At 70.6% G+C, this 20,581-nt stretch carries 22 protein-coding genes; 15 read left to right on the top strand and 7 right to left on the bottom strand.

The genetic code is table 11. The features are described 5' to 3' along the window. Positions 1-73: 73 nt before the first annotated feature. The gene (locus tag ACGFX9_RS12585; protein ID WP_393469183.1) at positions 74-382 is read right to left on the bottom strand and encodes a DUF5955 family protein; all 309 of its coding nucleotides are present in this window, start codon (positions 380-382) and stop codon (positions 74-76) included. Between the two features lie 242 nt (positions 383-624). On the opposite strand from ACGFX9_RS12585, the gene ACGFX9_RS12580 reads away from it, so the two are divergent. Together ACGFX9_RS12580 and aceB are read left to right on the top strand one after the other, a co-directional pair. Continuing rightward, positions 625-1,218, top strand: coding sequence for an NTP transferase domain-containing protein (locus ACGFX9_RS12580; protein ID WP_393469181.1), 594 nt, complete (start codon positions 625-627; stop codon positions 1,216-1,218). A 226-nt stretch (positions 1,219-1,444) separates the two neighbouring features. Continuing rightward, positions 1,445-3,064 (top strand): malate synthase A, encoded by a 1,620-nt coding sequence (aceB, locus tag ACGFX9_RS12575; RefSeq protein ID WP_393469178.1) that lies wholly within the window; start codon positions 1,445-1,447, stop codon positions 3,062-3,064. A gap of 123 nt (positions 3,065-3,187) precedes the next feature. Here the strand turns inward: aceB and ACGFX9_RS12570 are convergent, their stop codons facing one another. The 3 genes from ACGFX9_RS12570 to ACGFX9_RS12560 form a co-directional block, all read right to left on the bottom strand. Beyond that, positions 3,188-4,093: a HipA family kinase gene (locus ACGFX9_RS12570; protein WP_393469175.1), complete on the bottom strand. Its 906-nt coding sequence runs from the start codon at positions 4,091-4,093 to the stop codon at positions 3,188-3,190. A gap of 74 nt (positions 4,094-4,167) precedes the next feature. Next, the gene (locus ACGFX9_RS12565; RefSeq protein ID WP_393469172.1) at positions 4,168-4,533 is read right to left on the bottom strand and encodes a hypothetical protein; all 366 of its coding nucleotides are present in this window, start codon (positions 4,531-4,533) and stop codon (positions 4,168-4,170) included. A gap of 104 nt (positions 4,534-4,637) precedes the next feature. Then, positions 4,638-5,282 (bottom strand): winged helix-turn-helix transcriptional regulator, encoded by a 645-nt coding sequence (locus ACGFX9_RS12560; protein ID WP_393470439.1) that lies wholly within the window; start codon positions 5,280-5,282, stop codon positions 4,638-4,640. A 93-nt stretch (positions 5,283-5,375) separates the two neighbouring features. Here ACGFX9_RS12560 and ACGFX9_RS12555 point away from each other — a divergent pair, with 93 nt between their 5' ends. The 5 genes from ACGFX9_RS12555 (at position 5,376) to ACGFX9_RS12535 (ending at position 10,690) form a co-directional block, all read left to right on the top strand. Further along, positions 5,376-6,587 carry a pyridoxal phosphate-dependent aminotransferase gene (locus ACGFX9_RS12555; protein WP_393469169.1) on the top strand — a complete coding sequence of 404 codons (1,212 nt, stop codon included), beginning with the start codon at positions 5,376-5,378 and terminating at the stop codon, positions 6,585-6,587. 23 nt (positions 6,588-6,610) lie between these two features. Beyond that, positions 6,611-7,219, top strand: a complete 609-nt coding sequence (locus ACGFX9_RS12550) for a peptidase (protein WP_393469166.1) — start codon at positions 6,611-6,613, stop codon at positions 7,217-7,219. Between the two features lie 35 nt (positions 7,220-7,254). After that, positions 7,255-8,484 carry an FAD-dependent monooxygenase gene (locus ACGFX9_RS12545; protein WP_393470436.1) on the top strand — a complete coding sequence of 410 codons (1,230 nt, stop codon included), beginning with the start codon at positions 7,255-7,257 and terminating at the stop codon, positions 8,482-8,484. A gap of 98 nt (positions 8,485-8,582) precedes the next feature. Continuing rightward, positions 8,583-9,890: a VWA domain-containing protein gene (locus ACGFX9_RS12540; protein WP_393469163.1), complete on the top strand. Its 1,308-nt coding sequence runs from the start codon at positions 8,583-8,585 to the stop codon at positions 9,888-9,890. Further along, positions 9,890-10,690 carry a hypothetical protein gene (locus ACGFX9_RS12535; RefSeq protein WP_393469160.1) on the top strand — a complete coding sequence of 267 codons (801 nt, stop codon included), beginning with the start codon at positions 9,890-9,892 and terminating at the stop codon, positions 10,688-10,690. Before ACGFX9_RS12540 ends, ACGFX9_RS12535 begins: the two co-directional genes overlap by 1 nt. Before the next feature lie 72 nt (positions 10,691-10,762). Here ACGFX9_RS12535 and ACGFX9_RS12530 read toward each other — a convergent pair whose 3' ends face one another. Next, positions 10,763-11,407 carry a dihydrofolate reductase family protein gene (locus ACGFX9_RS12530; RefSeq protein ID WP_393469157.1) on the bottom strand — a complete coding sequence of 215 codons (645 nt, stop codon included), beginning with the start codon at positions 11,405-11,407 and terminating at the stop codon, positions 10,763-10,765. A gap of 142 nt (positions 11,408-11,549) precedes the next feature. Between ACGFX9_RS12530 and ACGFX9_RS12525 the strand changes: the two genes are divergently transcribed. The 6 genes from ACGFX9_RS12525 to ACGFX9_RS12500 all read left to right on the top strand — a co-directional run bounded on the left by ACGFX9_RS12525 (position 11,550) and on the right by ACGFX9_RS12500 (position 16,048). Further along, a complete protein-coding gene (locus tag ACGFX9_RS12525; RefSeq protein ID WP_393469154.1) occupies positions 11,550-12,143 on the top strand; it encodes a histidine phosphatase family protein in 594 nt (197 codons plus the stop codon). A 105-nt stretch (positions 12,144-12,248) separates the two neighbouring features. Further along, positions 12,249-12,833 (top strand): TerD family protein, encoded by a 585-nt coding sequence (locus tag ACGFX9_RS12520; RefSeq protein WP_393469151.1) that lies wholly within the window; start codon positions 12,249-12,251, stop codon positions 12,831-12,833. Positions 12,834-12,967: 134 nt separating this feature from the next. After that, positions 12,968-13,873 (top strand): TIGR03619 family F420-dependent LLM class oxidoreductase, encoded by a 906-nt coding sequence (locus tag ACGFX9_RS12515; protein ID WP_393469149.1) that lies wholly within the window; start codon positions 12,968-12,970, stop codon positions 13,871-13,873. 98 nt (positions 13,874-13,971) lie between these two features. After that, positions 13,972-14,616, top strand: a complete 645-nt coding sequence (locus ACGFX9_RS12510; protein ID WP_393469146.1) for a hypothetical protein — start codon at positions 13,972-13,974, stop codon at positions 14,614-14,616. A gap of 61 nt (positions 14,617-14,677) precedes the next feature. Continuing rightward, a complete protein-coding gene (locus tag ACGFX9_RS12505; protein ID WP_393469143.1) occupies positions 14,678-15,100 on the top strand; it encodes an acyl-CoA thioesterase in 423 nt (140 codons plus the stop codon). Between the two features lie 135 nt (positions 15,101-15,235). Further along, positions 15,236-16,048, top strand: coding sequence for an SAM-dependent methyltransferase (locus tag ACGFX9_RS12500; RefSeq protein WP_393469140.1), 813 nt, complete (start codon positions 15,236-15,238; stop codon positions 16,046-16,048). 50 nt (positions 16,049-16,098) lie between these two features. Here ACGFX9_RS12500 and ACGFX9_RS12495 read toward each other — a convergent pair whose 3' ends face one another. Further along, positions 16,099-16,494 (bottom strand): winged helix-turn-helix transcriptional regulator, encoded by a 396-nt coding sequence (locus ACGFX9_RS12495; RefSeq protein ID WP_393469137.1) that lies wholly within the window; start codon positions 16,492-16,494, stop codon positions 16,099-16,101. A 75-nt stretch (positions 16,495-16,569) separates the two neighbouring features. Here ACGFX9_RS12495 and ACGFX9_RS12490 point away from each other — a divergent pair, with 75 nt between their 5' ends. Together ACGFX9_RS12490 and ACGFX9_RS12485 are read left to right on the top strand one after the other, a co-directional pair. After that, a complete protein-coding gene (locus ACGFX9_RS12490) occupies positions 16,570-18,099 on the top strand; it encodes an MFS transporter (RefSeq protein ID WP_393469134.1) in 1,530 nt (509 codons plus the stop codon). 39 nt (positions 18,100-18,138) lie between these two features. Further along, on the top strand, positions 18,139-19,083 hold the full coding sequence (locus tag ACGFX9_RS12485) for a hypothetical protein (protein WP_393469131.1): 945 nt from the start codon (positions 18,139-18,141) through the stop codon (positions 19,081-19,083). On the opposite strand, the gene ACGFX9_RS12480 is transcribed toward ACGFX9_RS12485, so the two are convergent. Further along, entirely contained in the window at positions 19,058-20,485 is a 1,428-nt protein-coding gene (locus ACGFX9_RS12480; protein WP_393469128.1) for an MATE family efflux transporter, read from the bottom strand. The genes ACGFX9_RS12485 and ACGFX9_RS12480 overlap by 26 nt on opposite strands. Between the last annotated feature and the right edge of the window lie 96 nt (positions 20,486-20,581).

The raw sequence follows: 20,581 nt of genomic DNA, 5'->3' as shown, positions 1-20,581 counted from the left end.
GCGAGCTCGCGCCACTCCGGGTCGCCGACCGAGTCGACGAATACCTCCAGCAGTACCGCGGCGAGCAGGGCCCTCAGTAGCGCGAGCCGCCCGGCTCGCCGAAGAGCTCCACCGCGCTGCGGACCGCCGCCAACCCCATGGCCAGGGCGCTGACCGACCCGATCGCGCCCGCGACGAGCAGCAGCGACCGCCGCAGCCGGGGCACCTCAGGGGCGCCGCTCAGTGCCATCGCGGCCAGCGCCGCCAGTTCGTCCTCGGCGATGCCCCGGTCGGGGAACTCCGCCGGGTGCGCGGCCAGCTCACGGCGCAGTCGCGACACCGCGGTGCGCAACTCCGCGACGCGCGGATCCTCATCGCTGCCGGTCACTTGTCTCTGCCCCATGCTCCGCAACACAGCTCTCCCCCTCGCACGACGTCGTGCGGATGTTCTCGTGCAGTTCGTGCAGTTCGTGCAGTTTCTGCGGTTCTTGCGGTTCCAGTCGGCCCCGCGCGGCGTTGGTCAGACACCAGGGGGACGCGGGTCAGTAAACGCCACAGGAACCGGGACGCGCCACTTTCTGGCCGGAAGACACCGCCTCAGTTGTTGAAAGTCCGACGGACTCGCCGGTGCGGTATGCAGGAAGCATGACGAAACCGATGATCGCCGGACTTCTCCTCGCCGCGGGCGGCGGCCGACGCCTCGGCGGCCGGCCGAAGGCGCTCCTCGACCACCACGGGCGGCCCCTGGTGGAACACGCGGTCCGCGTCCTGCGCGAGGGCGGCTGCACGCGCGTGCACGTGGTCCTGGGGGCGGACGCCGATGCCGTACGCGAGAAGGCCTCGCTCCCCGGCTGCGTACTGATCGACAACCCGGACTGGGAGGAGGGGATGGGTTCGTCGCTGCGGGCCGGGATCGCCTCCCTCCATACCACCGAGGCGGACGCCACCCTCGTCTCGCTCGTCGATCAGCCGGGGATCGGGCCCGCCGCCATGGCCCGCGTGTACGCCGCCTACCGCTCGCCCGACACCCTCGCGGCAGCCGCGTACGAAGGAGAGCGCGGCCACCCCGTCCTCTTCGGCGCGGACCACTGGGCGGGCATCGCGGCGAGCGCGGTCGGTGACCGCGGGGCGCGCGCCTATCTGAAGGAACACGCCGAGGAGATCACGCTCGTCGAGTGCGGGGACGTGGCCCGTGCATACGACATCGATACGCCCGCCGACCTGGTCCACCTTGAGTGACGGGCGTGGCACTCAGCGACACGTTCTGTCGATGAAGAGAATCTCGACATCAACAGACGATTGAACTTCCACTATGAGGAAACTAGTATCCACTGTTCAGAAGCACCCGTTCCCTCAAGTGGGGCCCACGGCCGTATCTCGGCTCCTGTGGCACTGAGTGTCACTGCGACTGCCCGGCGGCCACCACGGCACCACCTGTGAAGCTCGCTGAAGGAAGTGACAGCTCATGTCCGCACCAGCGCAGTCCCCGCTGGCCATCGTCGACGCGGAGCCTCTGCCGCGGCAGGAGGAGGTCCTCACCGACGCGGCCCTCGCCTTTGTGGCCGAGCTGCACCGGCTCTTCACGCCCCGCCGTGACGAGCTCCTCAGCCGCCGCGCCGAGCGCCGCGCCGAGATCGCCCGCACCTCCACGCTCGACTTCCTTCCCGAGACCGCGGCCATCCGCGCGGACGACTCCTGGAAGGTGGCACCGGCCCCGGCGGCCCTGAACGACCGCCGCGTCGAGATCACCGGCCCGACCGACCGGAAGATGACCATCAACGCCCTGAACTCGGGCGCCAAGGTCTGGCTCGCGGACTTCGAGGACGCCTCCGCGCCCACCTGGGAGAACGTGATCCTGGGCCAGCTCAACCTCACCGACGCCTACGAGCGCCGCGTCGACTTCACGGACGACCGCACCGGCAAGTCGTACGCCCTCAAGGACGCGGGCGAGCTCGCCACCGTCGTGATGCGCCCGCGCGGCTGGCACCTGGACGAGCGCCACCTGCAGTTCGAGGGCACGCCGATCCCGGGCGCGCTCGTCGACTTCGGCCTGTACTTCTTCCACAACGCCAAGCGCCTGATCGAGCTCGGCAAGGGCCCGTACTTCTACCTCCCGAAGACGGAGTCGTACCTGGAGGCCCGCCTCTGGAACGACATCTTCGTCTTCGCCCAGGACTACGTCGGCGTCCCGCAGGGCACCGTCCGCGCCACGGTCCTCATCGAGACGATCACGGCCGCGTACGAGATGGAGGAGATCCTCTACGAGCTGCGCGACCACGCGTCGGGCCTGAACGCGGGACGCTGGGACTACCTCTTCTCCATCGTCAAGAACTTCCGTGACGGCGGCTCGAAGTTCGTCCTGCCGGACCGCAACCTGGTGACGATGACCGCCCCCTTCATGCGGGCGTACACCGAACTCCTCGTCCGCACCTGCCACAAGCGCGGCGCGCACGCGATCGGCGGCATGGCCGCGTTCATCCCGTCCCGCAAGGACGCGGAGGTCAACAAGGTCGCCTTCGAGAAGGTCAAGAACGACAAGGACCGTGAGGCCGGCGACGGCTTCGACGGCTCGTGGGTGGCGCACCCGGACCTGGTCCCGATCGCCATGAAGTCCTTCGACGCGGTGCTCGGCGAGAAGCCGAACCAGAAGGACCGCCTGCGCGAGGACGTCAAGGTCTCGCCCGGCGACCTGATCGCCATCGACTCCCTCGACGCGAAGCCCACGTACGACGGCCTGGTCAACGCCGTCCAGGTCGGCATCCGTTACATCGAGGCCTGGCTGCGCGGCCTCGGTGCCGTCGCCATCTTCAACCTCATGGAGGACGCGGCCACCGCCGAGATCTCGCGCTCGCAGATCTGGCAGTGGATCAACGCGGGCGTCGTCTTCGAGAACGGCAAGACCGCCACCGCCGAGCTCGCCCGTGAGGTGGCCGCCGGTGAACTGGCCGCCATCCGCGCCGAGATCGGCGAGGAGGCCTTCGCGGCCGGCAAGTGGCAGCAGGCCCACGACCTCCTCCTCCAGGTCTCCCTGGACGCGGACTACGCGGACTTCCTGACGCTCCCGGCATACGAGCAGCTGCGCTGATTCCCGTACGCGGTTCACGACCAGGCCCCCGGCACCGCACAGCGCCGGGGGCTCAGTCGTGGCCCCGTCAGGGGCCCCTCAGGGGCGCGGGGAACTGCGCGACCAGCCACGACGGACCCGCGGCTACCCGATGTGCCGCGACCAATCCTGCTCCGCTGCAGGCTTCCCATGCAGGTCCGGGACCCGCTTCAGCCAGGCCGGGCGCCCCCGCTCGGTCCTCGCGGCGCGCAGCGCATCAGCAGCGGCAAGCTCTCCCCGGCCGGGGAAATCCGTAGGCAGCCAGGCTGCGGAGGAACGGACACGCGCCAGCAGAAAGGCGACGTACGCCTCTCGCACCTCCGCTGGGGACGAGAACCCCGGCTCGGATGCCAGCCACGCGTCAGGCACAAGACCGACAATCTCGCGGAGCACGGACTCCGTGACAAGCGGCGCCAGTTCCGCGTCGGCCGCGGCCGTGTCGGGGCCGTACCCCCCGAGAGCGTGATGCCGGAAGTCGTACGCCTTGTCGGGTGCGGAAGCGCCCCACCGGTGGTGGAAGACGAGCGCCGCCCCGTGGTCGATCAGCCACAGCCTCGGCCGCTGGATGCCGAACGTGGGCCAGACCATCAGGTTCGAACTGTGCACCGTGCGGTCCACGTTCGCGGTGAGGGCGTCGAGCCACACCACCTTGCCCGCCTCCAGCGGGTCCACGTCCAGCGCCTCCGGGGTGAAGTCCACGGCCCCCGGCAGGAGGTCCATGCCCAGGTTGAGTCCGGCGCTCGCGTGCAGCAGGTCCCGGACCTCCTGGTGCGGCTCGTCCGCCGCGACCGCCGGGTCGAAGTGGACCAGGACCAACTCGGGGAAGCGCAGGCCGAGACGGCGCGCCAGTTCGCCGACGATGATCTCGGCGACCAGCGCCTTGCGGCCCTGGGCCGACCCGGTGAACTTGACGACGTACGTCCCCAGATCATCGGCCTCGACGACGCCGGGCACGGAGCCGCCGGTCCGCAGCGGCTCGACGTAACGGGTGGCGGTGACCCTTCTCAGCATTCTTCGAGGCCCCGCGTTTCTTCGTCCGGCATGAAGCGAGCATAGTCAGCGGGCGCGCCGGCCGGGGAGCCCCGTCAGCCCCGCTGCGCCTTCACGTGGTCGAGCACCACGCGGAACTTCTCCGTGGGCGAGAAGTCGATGTATTCACAGTCCTCCAGCGCCTCGGGTGCGTGACCCGGCGCCCAGTAGTACGCCTGCCCGGCCTCGTAGATCTCGTCTCCGTGTGCCGTGCTCATCTTCAGCCTGCCCTTGAGCAGATAGCCCCAGTGGGGGCACTGGCACCGGTCGTCCGGCAGGCCTTTCAGGGCGGGTGCCATGTCTATGCCCTTGGCGAACCGTATGAACGCCACCGACAGGTCGCCGCCGATCTCGCTCAGGCGCATCTCCACGCCGTCGCCCTCGATCTCGACCGGCGCGTCTTCCCGCTTCTTCGCCGTCATGACTCCTCCAGCCCGGGACCGCCAGGGTCCAGGGAAGAAACCCCCGCACTCCCAGCTTGAACCCCCCGGATGGGGCCTGCAACGGCACCCGTGCGACGGCGTCCTCAGGACTCCCGCAGCGCCTTCGCGAGGACTCCCTCGCCCGAGAGCCCGATGCGTCCGGCCCGCACCCCGTCCCCCACGGTCAGCACGCCCCGGCTCACCTCCACGCACGTCTCGGCATCGAGGACCAGACGGGCGTCCGGCTCCGCGAGCGCCGGGCCGTCGCCGCAGGGCTCTCCCCCGCCCCCGACCCGTACATGGAACTCGCCCTCGTCCAGGCTGACTTGCACCACGCCTTCGGCGGCAAGCCCCGAAAGGGACCGCAGCAGCGGAAGCGCGAACCAGTGCGCGCGGACCGCGTCCGTGGGCCTGCGCTCCTTCAGGGCGGGCGCGCCCCAGGTGGCGAGCGCCTGGAGCACCGGCAGCAACTCGCGGCCCCGCGCGGTCAGTTCATAGACGTACGCCGCCGAGGGCGCGGGAAGGCGGCGGCGCGTCGTCAGGCCCTCGCGCTCCATGTCCTTGAGCCGGGACGCCAGGACGTCCGTGCTGACGCCGGGCAGATCGGCGTGCAGGTCGGTGTAGCGGCGCGGTCCGGCCAGGAGCTCGCGGACGATCAGCAGGGTCCAGCGGTCGCCCACGGCGTCGAGGGCGCGGGCGGCTGCGCAGTACTGGTCATAGCTTCGGCGGGACCTGGCGGCAGGTGACATGTGACCCATGCGGCACAGTCTATGGAAGTTGTTGGACTTTCCAAGCTCCCGCTTGGTAAAACCAAGTAACTCACGTCACGGGAGGCACAGCGCATGGAGTTCCGGCAGTCCAGCAAGCTCAGCGAGGTCTGTTACGAGATCCGGGGCCCGGTCATCGAGCACGCCAACGCCCTGGAGGAGGCGGGCCACAGCGTCCTGCGCCTGAACACCGGCAACCCCGCGCTCTTCGGCTTCGAGGCGCCCGAGGAGATCGTCCAGGACATGATCCGGATGCTCCCCCAGGCGCACGGCTACACGGACTCACGCGGCATCCTCTCGGCCCGGCGCGCCGTCGCCCAGCGCTACCAGGCGCTCGGCCTCGACGAGGTCTCCGTGGACGACGTCTTCCTCGGCAACGGCGTCTCCGAGCTGGTCACCATGGCCGTCCAGGCCCTCCTGGAGGACGGCGACGAAGTCCTCATCCCCGCCCCGGACTTCCCGCTGTGGACCGCCGTGACGACCCTCTCCGGGGGTAAGGCCGTCCACTACACGTGCGACGAGTCCGCGGACTGGTATCCGGACCTGGACGACATGGCGTCGAAGATCACGGACCGTACGAAGGCCGTCGTGATCATCAACCCGAACAACCCGACGGGCGCGGTGTATCCGAAGGAGATCCTTGAGGGCATCCTCGACCTCGCGCGCCGCCACGGTCTGATGGTCTTCGCCGACGAGATCTACGACCAGATCCTGTACGACGACGCCGTGCACCACAGCGTCGCCTCCCTCGCCCCCGACCTCGTCGTCCTGACCTTCTGCGGGCTCTCCAAGACGTACCGCGTGGCGGGCTTCCGCTCGGGCTGGCTGGTCGTCACGGGCCCGCGGCAGCACGCGAAGAGCTACCTGGAGGGGCTGACCATGCTCGCCTCCATGCGGCTGTGCCCCAACGCCCCCGCGCAGTACGCCATCCAGGCCGCGCTCGGCGGCCGGCAGTCCATCCGGGAGCTCACCGCTCCCGGCGGCAGGCTGTACGAGCAGCGCGACATGGCGTGGCGGAAGCTGAACGAGATCCCCGGGGTCTCGTGCGTGAAGCCCAAGGGCGCGCTCTACGCCTTCGCGCGTCTGGACCCCAAGGTCCACGCCATCCACGACGACGAGAAGTTCGTCCTGGACCTGCTCCTCCAGGAGAAGATCCAGGTCGTCCAGGGCACGGGCTTCAACTGGCCGCGTCCCGACCACTTCCGCATCCTGACGCTCCCTTACGCTGACGACCTCGACGCGGCAATCAGCCGCATCGGCCGCTTCCTCAGCGGATACCGCCAGTAGTGCCGCATGACGACGGGGGTCGCGTGTCTTACTGCTCCACCTGCCAGGTCCCTTCCCTCACCCAGTTCGCCTCGCCCGACCTCGTCGAGCGGATCGTGTACGGGGATCTCGACCGGGCGGCCGACCCGGCCTGGGCGGAGTCGGGCGCCACGACACTCGACGACTACGCGCGCTGGTGCGGCCATCTGTGCGGCCTGACCTGCCTGCGGATGGCGCTCGGCCCGTCCGCGCCCTCGCTCTTCGAGCTGCGGGACGGGGCGCTGAAGTACGGCGCGTACACCGAGGACGGCGACGGCACGATCCGCGGGCTGATCTACGCCCCGTTCGCGGAGTACGTACGTGACGTGCACGAGCTCGACGCCGAGGTGCACCGGCATCTCACGGTGGAGGAGGTCCTCGGCCTGCTCGACGCGGGCCGTTCCGTCATGGTCTCCGTCCACTACGAGATCCGCCGCCCGCACCGGCGATCGCCCGGCAGGGGCGGCCATTTGGTACTGGTCACGGGGCGCACCCCGGACGGCGGTCTGCATCTGCACAACCCCTCGGGCATCGACGCGCGGTCCCGGACCGCTGACCTGTCACTTTCGGCCTTTGAACCGTTCTTCGCCGGACGCGGGGTGTCCCTGCGCTGACAGAGGGTCATCCTTGCTGCCAGGATGGCGCGATGATGCGTGGAGGCAAGGTCGCGATCGTGGGCGGGAGCATCGCAGGATGCGCCGCCGCACTCGCCGCTTACCGCGGCGGCGCCGATGAGATCACGGTGTATGAGCGGGCCGCGGGTCATCTCGCGGACCGCGGTGTCGGGCTCGCGGTGCACAACTCCCGTTACGCGGAGCTGGATTCCGCCGGCTATCTGGACGCGGACATGCCGTGGGTCCAGCTGGAGCGGCGGCGCTGGTACGTACGGGACGGGGCGGCGGCCTCCGGGCCGCTGGGGTACGAGATCGGGGAGATGCCGTTCCCTTTCCGTACGTACAACTGGGGCCCTCTGTGGCGCGAGTTGCGCCGCCGCGTGCCGGAGGCCGTGGCCTTCCGGTCGGGTGTCGCGGTGGAGTCGGTGCGCCTTGGCCGCGAGGGCGCCGAGCTGGACACCGCCGATGGAACCGAGCGCGTGGACCTCGTGATCGGCGCCGACGGATACCGCTCCGTGGTGCGGGCGGCGGCGTTCGACTCCGTGCGTCCCGCGTACGCCGGTTATCTCGCCTGGCGGGGCGCCTTCCCCGCCGACCGGCTTCCGGATCCGGAGCTGTGGGCCGAGGAGGACTGCGTGTACGCCGTCTTCCCCGGCGGCCATCTCATCGTCTACCGCATCCCGGACGGGACCGGCGGTCACCGCGTCAACTGGGTCCTCTACACGGCGCCGCCGCCCGGCCTCGACCTGGGGCTCGGCCTCGATCTGCGGCTCACCGCCCCGACCAGCCTGCCACCGGGCGGCCTCACGGAGGCCCTCGCCTCTCATCTCACGCACGTGTGCGATGAGTTGCTGCCGCCATACTGGGGCGACCTCGTCCGTACGACCACTCCCGATGAGCTCTTCCTCCAGCCGATGTACGACTTCACTGCTCCCCGCTACACCCTCGACCGCGTGCTCCTCATGGGCGACGCGGCCACCGTCGCCCGGCCCCACACCGGGGCCGGGGCGGTCAAGGCGCTGCAGGACGCGACGGTCCTGGAGTCCGCCTTCGCCACGGCCACGACCTGGCCGGACGCGCTGGACACGTACGACACCGACCGCACCGTGACCGGGGGCGCGATGGTCGATCTGGGGCGGCGCCTCGGGCACGCGCTCGTCGAGGAGACACCGCCGTGGCGGTCGATGGACCAGACGGCACTGGAGACGTGGTGGAAGGAGGCCGACGGGGGCGGGGCGTTCGGGGGGCGTGCGCTGAGGCGGTGAGCCCCGGGGGGGGCTCGGGTGGGGGCCGGGGCAGGCGGTGAAGGCTGATACCCACCTGCCGGTTTGGGTATGCACGCCAAGATCAATAAGATCCGGCGATGATCACAAGAAATCGGCTGGCGGCCGGGGCCATCGCCCTGCTCGCCGCCTTGACCGCCGGGCTCGGCACGGCGGCCCCCGCCACCGCCGACGAAGAAGCCCCGGCACGGCCCTCCCCCAAGGTCGAGCTGGTACTGGACGTCTCCGGGTCCATGCGGGCCCGCGACATCGACGGCAAGTCCCGGATGGCGGCGGCGAAGCAGGCGTTCAACGAGGTTCTCGACGCCACGCCGGACGAAGTCCAGCTCGGCATACGGACGTTGGGCGCCAACTACCACGGCGACGACCGCAAGACGGGCTGCAAGGACACCGAGCTCCTCTACCCGGTCGCGGAGCTCGACCGCGCCGGGCGCACCGACGCGAAGACCGCGGTGGCCACACTGGCGCCGACCGGCTGGACGCCGATCGGCCCCACGCTCCTGAAGGCCGCCGACGACCTCAAGGACGACGAGGCCGAGCGCAGCCGCCGCATCGTCCTCATCTCCGACGGCGAGGACACCTGCCAGCCGCTCGACCCCTGCGAGGTGGCCCGCAAGATCGCCGCCGAGGGAATCCACCTCACGGTCGACACACTCGGCCTTGTGCCGGACGCCAAGACCCGCGACCAGCTGAGCTGCATCGCCGAGGCCACCGGCGGTACGTACACGTCGGTGCGGCACACCGATGAACTCTCCGGCCGCGTCAAGCAGTTGGTGGACCGCGCGGCGGACCCCGTCGCCACTCCGGTCGCCGCGAAGGGCGCGGCGCAGTGCTCCGAGGCGCCGCAGCTGAACGCGGGCGTCTACACCGACCGCGAGAAGTTCGGCGAGCACCGCTGGTACCGCGTCGACGTCAAGCCCGGTCAGGAGCTGCGCGCTTCGGTGAGCGTCGCCGCCGACCGCGCGGTCGACCAGGACTACGGCGTACTGCTGCGCGCCTCGACCGCGCACGGACGCGAGATCGTGCGGGGTGCGGAGGCGGGTGACGGGCGTACGGACGTGATCTCGACCGGGCTGCGCTACCCGAAGGCGGAGTCGGACGACGACGAGGGCGACGGGGGTGACGAGGGCGAGCCTGCCGCCGAGACCGTGTGTCTGCGGGTCAGCAACTCCTTCTCGGCGCCTTCCTCCGTGAAGACGACTCCGGGTCTGCCCGTCGAGCTGTCCGTCGACCTGGTGGACGCGCCCGACGAGGCCTCTGACGTGGCGTCGTTCGGCCTGGGCAACGGCTGGTGGCTGCTCGGCACACTGATCCTCGCCGGCTTCATCGCCGGTCTGGTCTGGGGCTGGGTCTCCCGCTGGCGCTTCGCGGTCTGGAGGACCAACTGATGCGTACGACACGTGTGTTCAGCAGGGCCGGAGTGCTTGCCGGTGCGGCGCTGCTCGCCCTCGCCGGGACGGCCGGGGCGGCGTACGCCGACGGCTCGGACAGTTCCGACGGTGACGACGAGGCCGCCGCGCCGACCGAGGCGGGTACGTCCTTCCGCACGGCGACCACGATCCGGCCGGACCAGGAGGCCACGGCCGAGGCGTCCACCGGCGACTACCTGTACTGGTCGTTCCCCGCGGACACCGGGCAGCGCCCCACCGTGCACGCCACGGTGAAGCTGCCCGATGCCGCCGCCCGGCACGGCGATTCCACCTGGCAGGTCGATGTGTACGACGGGCTGCGGCGCCGCCAGGCGTGCCGGTTCGGCGCGCAGACGAAGACGGCCGTGCAGGACGCCGCCACGGTCGAGCTGTCCTGCACGCTGCGCACCGTGCGCGCCTTTTCCGAGCCGTGGGCCAACGACCCGCTGCCCGGCACGTACTACGTACGCCTGACGGTCACCGGCCTCAAGGCGGACGATCTGGGCCTGCCGATGCGGGCCGCGACGAAGGTCACGTCGACCGACGCGGGCGGCGCGCAGGCGGTGGACGGCGCGCTAGCGGAGCCGCTGGTGCCGGGTATCGGCACGAAGATGGCGGCGGCGTCCAGTGAGCCCGAGGACGGCTGGGCGTCCGGCTGGTGGTCGTCGCGCTGGCTGTGGACCGCGGGCGGCGGTGTGCTCGGGGCGCTCGCGGGCATCGGGGGCTACTGCCTGACGCGCGGCTCCGGTCGGCCGTCACGGGTGCCTGCGGGGGGCTGACCCTCAGACGCCCAAGGCCCCGGTGGTGGCCGGACCATAATCTTTGATCCGGCCGCCACCGGGGCCCTTGACTCACTTCCGCCAGAACAGGTGGTGCGTCACTCCACTGGGGCTGGGCACGACATCGAGGTGGAAGCGGTCGCGCAGCTCGTCCGGCGACTCCCAGAGGCGTGCGCCGGACCCGAGCTTCACCCCCAAGACCGCCACATGCAGGGTGTCGACGAGGTCGGCGTCGAGGAACTCCCGGATGGTGGTGGCCCCGCCGCCGAGCCGGACGTCCTTGCCCTGTGCCGCTTCCTTCGCCTGTTCGAGGACGGTGGCCGGGTCGCCGTCGACGAAGTGGAAGGTGGTGTCGGAGAGGGTGTACGAAGGACGCTTGTGGTGGGTCATGACGAACACCGGGGTGTGGAACGGCGGCTCGTCGCCCCACCAGCCGCGCCAGTCGTGGTTCTCCCACGGCCCGCGCTGGGGCCCGAACTTGTTGCGGCCCATGATCTCCGCGCCGATGTTGTGGGCGTAGTCGCGCATGAAGTAGTCGTCGATGCCCCGGCTGCCGCCGGGCTCGGTGCGCATGAGCCAGCTCGCCGTCGCGCCGCACCAGGCGAACATCTCCCCGGGGTCTGCATGACCGAACGGCCGTTCAAGGGTCTGGGGCTCGCCTGCACCGTACCCGTCCTGCGAGACGGTGAAGTTCTGGACTCTCAGCAGCTGATCCATGCGGCTCTCCTCATATCTCGATATCTCGTCGATACGTCTCGTCGATCACAGTTGGACCGGGCGGGTCGGGCAAACTAATCGCCGCGGGCATAGCGTGGGCACTGTCTGAAAACCTTCTACAGCGTTCAGGAGTCCTTGCGCCATGGGTGACCTGCTCCTCGTCCGGCACGGTGAGACCCAGTGGGCTCTCACGGGTCAGCACACCAGCTGGACGGACATTCCCCTCACCGAGAACGGCCGGGACCAGGCGCTCGGTCTCGCGCCGCTGCTCAAGAGGTTCCGGGTCGGGGCTGCCTTCACGAGTCCCCGGGAGCGGTCCCGGGACACGGCCAGGCTCGCGGGGTTCGCGGACGCCCGGGTCGACGCCGATCTGAGCGAGTGGGACTACGGAGCGTACGAAGGCGTCACGACGGTGGAGATCCACCGCACCCGCCCCGACTGGTTCCTGTTCACGGACGGCGTGGCCGCCGGCCCCGCGGAGCACCCCGGTGAGAGCCCGGAGCAGGTCGGAGAGCGTGCCGACCGGATGCTCGCCAAGGTCGACGCGGCCCTCGCCAACTACGAGGGCAGCGTGCTGCTCTTCGCGCACTCCCACTTCCTGCGGGTGCTCACGGCACGGCGCCTCGGACTGCCGGTGACGGGCGGGGCCTTGTTCCAGCTGGCGACGGGGACGGTCAGCCGGCTCAGCACCGAGCACGGGCGTCCGGTCCTCGCGAGCTGGAACGTCCGTCCGTGAATCCCCGAAAAGGTGGGGGCCAACGCCTCCCATGGTGGCTGAGTAGCGAGTGAGCCAGGCACACTCTGTCTCATATAGCAGTCTCACCATCAAAAAGGATCGCGAATGATCACGCTCAAGAAGGAAGACGGACCGGCGGATCTGGGCGGAGTCACCCGTCTGTCCATAGGTGTCTCCTGGGACCCCACCGTCGGCAGCAGCGGCGGTGTCCTCGGCAAGCTCCGCCAGAAGGCCGGCACCGACCTCGACCTGATCGCCATCGCGATGGCGGGGGCGGACCCGGTGCGCCTCGCCGGTCTCGACTCGCTCGACCCGCTGGGCAACGGCTCGCTTGTGCACAGCGGGGACAACCAGACCGGCAAGGGCGAAGGCGACGACGAGACGGTGACCGTCGAGTTCGAGCGCGTACCGGACAACATCACGTCCATCGTGTTCGTGGCCGCCGCGTACAAGAAGCGCAGCGCCTTCCAGAACGCGCGGAACATCAGCTTCAAGGTGTACGACGCGACGGGCGGCAGCACCTCGCAGGTCGCCGACATCTGGCCGAGCCTGCTGACCAACGACAACGGCTGCGCCGTGGCCAAGGCGGTCCGGGAAGGTTCCGCCTGGAAGCTCCAGGTCATCAACGAGACCGGGAAGATCAAGCAGGGCGACGAGCAGGCGCTGATGCGGTTCGCCATGAGCAAGTAGCGGATCCTCGGGGGAAGTACGAGGGGAAGCTCGGGGAAGTACGGGCCGGCCGGGAGCTCCCGGCCGGCCCGGCCTGCGCCACGCCCCGGACCCCGGTTCGACACGTGGACCCAAGATCATCAAGACTTGGCGTCATGCGATACGGCGTGAATCTCCTCAACTTCGGCTCCGGCACCACCCCCGACTCCCTCGTCCGGCAGGCGACCGACGCGCGTGACCTCGGGTTCGGGTCGGTGATGATCTCCGACCACATAGCCGTCACCCCTGACGTGCACACGGTCTATCCGGCCCCGTTCTACGACCAGTTCCTCCTCGCCGCACACCTCGCGGCACGCGTCCCAGGCCTTCGCCTCGGCACCACCATCACCGTCATCCCGTACCGCCACCCCCTCCAGACCGCCCGACTCGCCGCCAACATCGACCAGCTCAACGACGCCGGTTTCATCCTCGGCGCCGGTGTCGGCTGGTCCCGTGCCGAGTACGAGGCGCTGGGTGTGCCGTTCGACGAGCGTGGTGCCATCACCGACGAGTACCTCGCGGCGATCCGCGCCGCCTGGACCGAGGAGACGACCTCCTTCGAGGGGCGCTACGTCTCCTACGAGGGCATTTACACCGCCCCGGCTCCCGCGGCCACCCTGCCCGTCTGGGTCGGCGGCAACTCCCCCGCCGCCCAGCGCCGCGCGGCCCGCCTCGGTGAGGGCTGGCACCCGTTCATGCCGACGCTCGAAGCCCTGCGGACCGCCCTGCCCCGGATCGCGGCGGAGGCCGAAGCCGCCGGGCGCCCCGCGCCGGACCTCGTGCCGCGCCTTCAGATCCGGCTCGCCCCGCAGCCGGACACCGCGGAGCGCCCCCTCGGCCACGGCAGCCCCGACCAGCTCCGCGCCGACCTGGAGACGCTCGCGGAACTCGGCGCCACGGACGTCCTCCTCGACACCTACCCCGGCACGCCCGGCGAGCGCGGCACCGCCGACGACGACCGGCGTGTGCTCGACCTCATCGCCGAGAGGGTGGTCGACCTCGCCACGGGAACAGTTCGCTGACCCGGCGGGGCGCGGACACCTGAGGTCCGGCGGCCGTTGTCAGTGGCAGGAGGCACTATCGGAACCAGGGAACAGAACCTGGGAGAAGAGGTGGACTCATGGCCAAGCCTCCGACGGCCGCTCAGCTGCGCGTCATCGAGGCCGCGGACCCCGCCACCGGACGGCTGACCGGGAGCGAGGCGCAGCTGTCGGCGCTCGTGCGGCACCGCCTCGCCTTCCGGCACCCCCGGCCACCGCACGCCTATTTCCTGACACCCACAGGCCACCGGATACGGGAGCACGGCGGCGCCGGGAGCCAGCCCGCCGCCGAGGAGACTCCCGCCCCCGCTCCCACCGGCCTCTTCGCCGCCCGCACCGGCGCCGAGGCCACACCACCCCCGGGTTCGGACGGTCCCGCCCGCGCCCGTGAGGTGCGCAGCGCCTGGGAGGGCCTCCTGGAGATGCGCCGCATGACCAACCCGGAGGGGGCGCGGGACCGCCCCTGCGCCTGGGAGCGGACGCATCTGGTGCAGGCCGCGGCCCTCGCCCTGGAAGCCGCGGGGTGCCCGCCGGGGCCTGACGGCTATCGCGTGGGCGAGACCCCGCAGCCCGAGGCCGTCGTCGTACGCGAGGGGGTGCGGGAGAGGCTGGCGGCCTGCGCGGCGGCGCTGGAGGCGGCGGGGTGGCAGGTCAGCGAGCACGCCGAGCGGGCGAACGGCCCGCGCTATCTGCTCGCCTCACCCCCGAGGGGCGGAATGCGCTGACATCCCACGCCAGTTGCTGCCTTGAAGTTGTTCCGATGAATGAACCGTTGAAGGGAATGTCGTGGCGGAGCCGTTTTCCGTGAGCATGAGTGTCCGTGGGTACGAGACGGACTCGCAGGGTCACCTCAATCAGGCCGTGTACTTGCAGTACGCCGAGCACGCCCGCTGGTCGGTCCTGCGCGCGGCGGGCATCGACCAGGCCGATCTCCTGGGCAAGGGCGTGGGCCCGGTCGCCCTGGAGAACACCATCCGTTACTACAGCGAGCTGCGGGCGGGCGACGAGGTCGAGGTGACCTGTGAGTTCGTATGGGGCGAGCGCAAGACGTTCCGCATCGAGCAGAGCATCCGCAAGGCGGACGGCACCGAGGCCGCCACCCTGACCGGCATCGGCGGCCTGCTCGACCTCAAGGCGCGGCAGATGGTGGCGGACCCGCGCGAGTACTTCAGGGCGCTGGCCGACGACCCGGGCGTGATCGGCCTCTGACCGGCACGGCCACTGGCCGACCAGCCGTCGCGGATAGGGGAGTTGGGCCCCCTGTCCCGGCCTCGGGAACTAGATTGGCGGGTGATCGTTCTTTCAAGTACCAAGCACGCCCGATCATCCCACCCAGGAGGCCCCGTGTCGGACAGCAACCCCCAAGCCGACGCCGCCGCGGACATACGCGCGCGTATCGACACCAGCACACCGCACTCCGCGCGCTTCTGGAATTACTTCGTGGGCGGCAAGGACAATTACGAGAAGGACCGCGAACTCGGCGACCACATCAAGGAGATCCACCCCGGCCTGGTCGACGTGGCCCGCCTGAGCCGGCACTTCCTCGGCCGCGCGGTGCGCCATCTGGCGACGGAGCAGGGCATCCGCCAGTTCCTCGACATCGGCACGGGCCTGCCGACCGCCGACAACACGCACGAGGTCGCCCAGCGCGTGGCCCCGGACGCGCGCATCGTGTACGTCGACAACGACCCGCTCGTCCTGGCCCACGCCCGCGCCCTGCTCACCAGCACGCCCGAGGGCGAGACCGCGTACATCGACGCGAATCTCTACGAGCCGGAGGCGATCCTTCAGGCGGCGGGCGCGTCCCTGGACCTCACCCGGCCGGTCGCCCTGATGATCCTCAACACCCTTGGTCACGTTGCCGATTACGAGCAGGCACGCGAGCTGGTGTCCCGGCTCATGGCGGGTCTGCCGTCCGGGAGTTATCTGGTGATCAGCGACAGCACCGCCACCAGCGAGGGCATGATCGCGGCGTCGAACGAGTACAACAAGAGCGGCGCGATCCCCTATCACGTACGAGGTGTCGAGGAGATCGGCGGCTTCTTCGACGGCCTGGAGCTGGTGGAGCCCGGCGTCTCCCAAGTCACCCGGTGGCGCCCGGAGTCCGAGGACACGACGCCGGTCGACGCGTACGGAGCGGTGGCCCGCAAGCCGTAGCCCCGCGCACCCGGCAGCCCGCTCACCGAGCGGCGGGGGTCAAGCGTGGGTTACGCGTCCACCAGCCCCCGCTGCTCGTCATAGTCGGCCCGCGACTGCGCGATCGTCACCCGGTGCCGCTCCGCCCACCCCGTCAGGGTCAGCAGCGTGCCGTGCAGCTCCTGGGCGACCGGCGTCAGTTCATACTCCACCTTCGGCGGCACCGTCGGGTGAACCGTCCGGGCGAGCAGGCCGTCACGCTCCAGGTTCCGCAGCGTCAGTGTCAGCATGCGGCGGCTGATGCCGTCGATGCTGCGCTCCAACTCCGTGAAGCGGATGGGCCCGTGGGCCGCGGCGACCAGGATCGGGACGCTCCATTTTCCCACCACCCTGTCAAGAACTTCCCGGACGGGGCACGCCTGCGCGTTCACCACCTGGGAGGTAACACCGGTGTTCCCTTGGGACATGAAAGTGCCTCCTTATCGCGGCCTCCATGGTCACGCACGATGAAGCCCGTTACAAGTCGTGCACCTATGCAGTTCATGGAGGTTTTCACCGTGTCCGAGGCCAACGCCACTGTCACCTCACCACGCTCCCGATGGGCATCGCTGGCCGTTCTCTCCTCGGGCCTGCTGATGACGGTCATCGACGGCAACATCGTGACCGTCGCGATGCCGGCCATCCAGAGCGATCTCGGCTTCTCGGCACCGGGTCTGGCCTGGGTCGTGAACGCCTACCTCATCGCCTTCGGCGGTCTGCTCCTGCTGGCGGGCCGACTCGGCGATCTCATCGGCCGTAAGCGCATGTTCGTGTGGGGCCTGGCCGTGTTCACCGCGGCGTCCGTGCTGTGCGGAGTGGCATCCGACCAGGGCCTGTTGATCGCGGCGCGCGCCGTGCAGGGGGTCGGCGGGGCGATGACCTCGGCCGTCGTGCTCGGCATGCTGGTGGCGCTCTTCCCCGAGCCGCGCGAACAGGCCAAGGCCATCGCGGTGTTCAGCGCGGTCGGCGCGGCGGGCGGTGCTATCGGCACGTTCCTGGGCGGCGCGCTCACCGAGACCCTCAACTGGCACTGGATCTTCCTGATCAACCTGCCGATCGGGGTCATCGCGCTCGTCGCCGCCCTGCGCGTCCTGGCGAACGACCGCGGCACGGGCCTGGCGGGCGGCGCCGACTACCCGGGCGCCGCGCTCATCACCGGCGCGCTCATGCTCACCGTCTACACGATCGTCAGCTCCGCCGAGCACGGCACTCCCGTCACCCTCGCGCTCGCCGCGCTCTCCCTGTCCCTGTACGCGGCCTTCGCCGTACGCCAGTCCCGCACGGCCCGCCCCCTCCTGCGCCTGCGCCTCTTCCGCTCCCGCGTCCTGACCGGCGCCAACGCGGTGCAGATCCTGATGATCGCCGGGATGTTCGGCTTCCAGTACATCGGCGCCCTCTACTTCCAACGGGTGCTCGGCTACGGCGAGTTGAAGACGGGCTTCGCGTTCCTGCCCGCGCCGATCGCCATCGGCGTCCTGATGCTGGGCCTGTCCGCCAAGGTGATCGGCCGCTTCGGCCCCTACCGCTCCGTCCTCGGCGGCCTGGTCCTCATCACGGCCGGGCTCGCGCTGCTCGGCCGCCTGCCCGCCGACGGTTCGTACGTCATCGACGTACTGCCCGCGATGCTGCTGCTCGGCGCCGGGTTCGCCGCGGCCATGCCCGCCGTGACCGGGCTCGCGATGTCCGGGGCGCGCGAGGAGGACACGGGTCTGGCCTCCGGGCTCTTCAACACCACGCAGGTGGTGGGCGGTTCACTGGGCCTCGCCATCCTGACCACCCTCGCCGCGAGCCGCACGGAAGGTCTGCTCGCGGACGGCGAGCAGACCGTCGCGGCCACGGCGGACGGCTACCGCCTCGCCTTCTGGGTGGCCACGGGCATCGCCGCGGCGGGCCTGGCCCTGGCCGCGACGGTGCTCCGCCCGAAGCGCGAGCCCGCCGCCGGTGCCGCCGCGACCGCCGCGACCACCGCCGCTCGGGAGCACCGCGCGCTTGCCCCGCGGCCGGCCAGGCCACTACGGTCCGGCCAGTCGTGAATCTATGCGCGTCGCACATCGAGCGAAAGGTCCCTGACTATGCGGAAGACCGTTGTGACCGCGAGTGCCGCCCTCGGCATGGGAGTTGCCTTGGTGCTCGGCACCGGGCCGTCGTCCACCGCTCAGCCGCGGACGAGCGGCCAGTGGGAGCAGGTCGGGGACGACATCACGTCCGGGGTCAGCGGGCTGGCAGTCACCTCCCGTTCCGGCCACGGCCTCAGCGCCCTCGTCGTACGCGACAACAAGAAGCCCGGCGAGAACCGCATCGCCCAGGTCACCTACCGCCCCGGCAGGAGCGCCGTGGTCTCGCCGGTCACCTGGCAGGGCGGCGCCGAGCCGATCGACCTCGAAGCGATCGACGCGGTGCCGGGGACGTCCGGTGAGTACGTGGCCGTGGCGAGCCGTGGCCTCGCCTATCACCTCAAGCTGGGCAACTCCGGGGAGTCCGTGCGGGTCCTGGACATAGCCCCGCTGCCCGCCATCGGCACGGGCGACAACTTCGAGAGCTTCGCGCTCACCTCGCGGAACGGGAAGACGGCCGCGGTCTGGGCGGACCGGGGTGCGGGAGCGAACCGCCCGGCGACGCTGTACGCGGCGCCGTTCTCGATCACTTCGTACGGCGAGTCGCAGTTCGGCGCGGTGCGGAAGGCGACGTTCCGTGCGTCGTATCCGGGCGGGGACGTTCGCCATGCCTCGGACATCGACGTGACCAAGTCAGGGCGTCTTCTCGTCAGTTCGGCGTCCGACGCCGGTGACGACGGGCCGTTCAACTCGGCAGTGACCGACGCGGGCGAGCTGACCGTCTCCTCCGCGGGCAAGGTGCGGCTCACGCTCGACAAGTCTCCCGAGCTTCTGAAGAAGTTCAAGGGACGCAAGATCGAGGCCCTGCACTGCGTCCCCGGCTCCACCTCCGGCAGCGCGGCGCTCGGCACCGACGACGAGAACGCGGGCGGCGCCGTCACCACGAGCCGCCTGTGCGACTGACCCCCGCTCCGTCCGTCCGCCGCTTCCGGCGCACCGGAGCCACGCGCCCCGTACGCCGGTGGAGCCAGGCCACCACCCCGCACTGCAGGGCCATGGACGCCGCCATGGCCAGGCAGACGCCGGGTAGCCCGAAGTCCAACAGGGCGTAGGCAAGGGCCAGTTGGACCGTTACCCCGCCCGCCGTGATGCGGGCAAGGAGCGGGCTTCCGCCGCTGCCCTCGAACACTCCGCCCAGCGCGATGAAGCAGGCGAGCAGCATCAAGTACGGGCCCAGGCACCGCAGGTAGAGCGCCCCCGCCCCGGCCACCTCGCCCTCGGCGCCGAAGCCCCGCATGATCCATGGACCGGCGGCGAGCAGCAGCAGCGCGGCCACCAGGCCCAGGGTTCCGGCGACGAGCAGCGCCTGCCTCCCGATGGCCCGCCGCTCGTCGCGTCCCGAGCCCAGCAGGTGGGCGGTGTGGATCGCGGCGGCCTGACGGACGGAGTAGAAGGCCATCGTCGCCAGGTACATGGCCTTGGTCGCGATGCCGTACGCGGCGACCTCCTCGACGCCGATCCTGGCGACGACCGCGACCAGCGCGAGGGTGCCTGTCATGCGGAGCACGAAGTCGGCGGACATCGGCAGCCCCGTCGCCGCCGTCCGGCGAGCGTCGGCGGCCAGAAGTTTCGCCCGGCGTGTGACCTGCCCGGCGCGGGCCGCCCGGGGCCAGTCGCGGGCCACCCGGGGCCTCTCGCGCCCCTGGCGGCACAGCGCCACGAAACCGCAGATCAGCGCCGCCGTCCGGCCGAGAACCGTGGCGATCGCCGCCCCACGCACGCCGAGCCCGAACCCCAGGATGAGCAGCGGATCGAGTACGAGGATCAGGCCGTTGGCCAGCAGGGCCAGCCGCATCGGCGTACGGGTGTCGCCCGCACCCTTGAGGTTTCCGTCGACGACGTTCGTGGCGAAGTACACGGCCATCCCCGGCAGCGCGATCGCGAAGTAGCCGGTCGTGAGGGCGAGCGCCTCGCCGCTCCCTCCCCCTCCTCCGCCGAGCACCAGTCGGGCCAGCGGCTCCCGGCACGCGTATCCGCCGAAGGCCACGACCGGAGTGATCAGCGCCCACAGCGCCCAGCCGCCGCGCACGGCGGACCGTGCCGCCGCCCGGTCGCCCGCTCCCCTGGCCCGCGCGACCAGGACCGTCGTACCGGATCCGGCCATGAGGATGACGCCGAGCAGCACGTTCTCGACGTTCGTGGCGACGGCCACCGCGGCGACCGCGTCACCGCCGAGCCTGGCCACCCAGACCATGTTGATGATCCCGGCCGTGACCCCCGCGAGCAGCTCGAAGTAGACGGGGTAAGCGAGCGAGACCAGCCGCCGCCTGTGGTCCACCGGTGGTGCCGTCGCCATGCCTGTCATGCATCCCCCATCCGCTGTACCTCGTTTCGAGGTACAGCGGAAAGAGATAGCATCAACCGCATAGGGTGGACAAGAGCGCAGAACGGAAGGTGGCCC

It is taken from the genome of Streptomyces sp. NPDC048436, from assembly GCF_043200355.1.
Lineage (GTDB): Bacteria > Actinomycetota > Actinomycetes > Streptomycetales > Streptomycetaceae > Streptomyces.
Note: the sequence above shows the minus strand (reverse complement) of the source record. Positions and strands in the feature narration are given on the sequence as shown.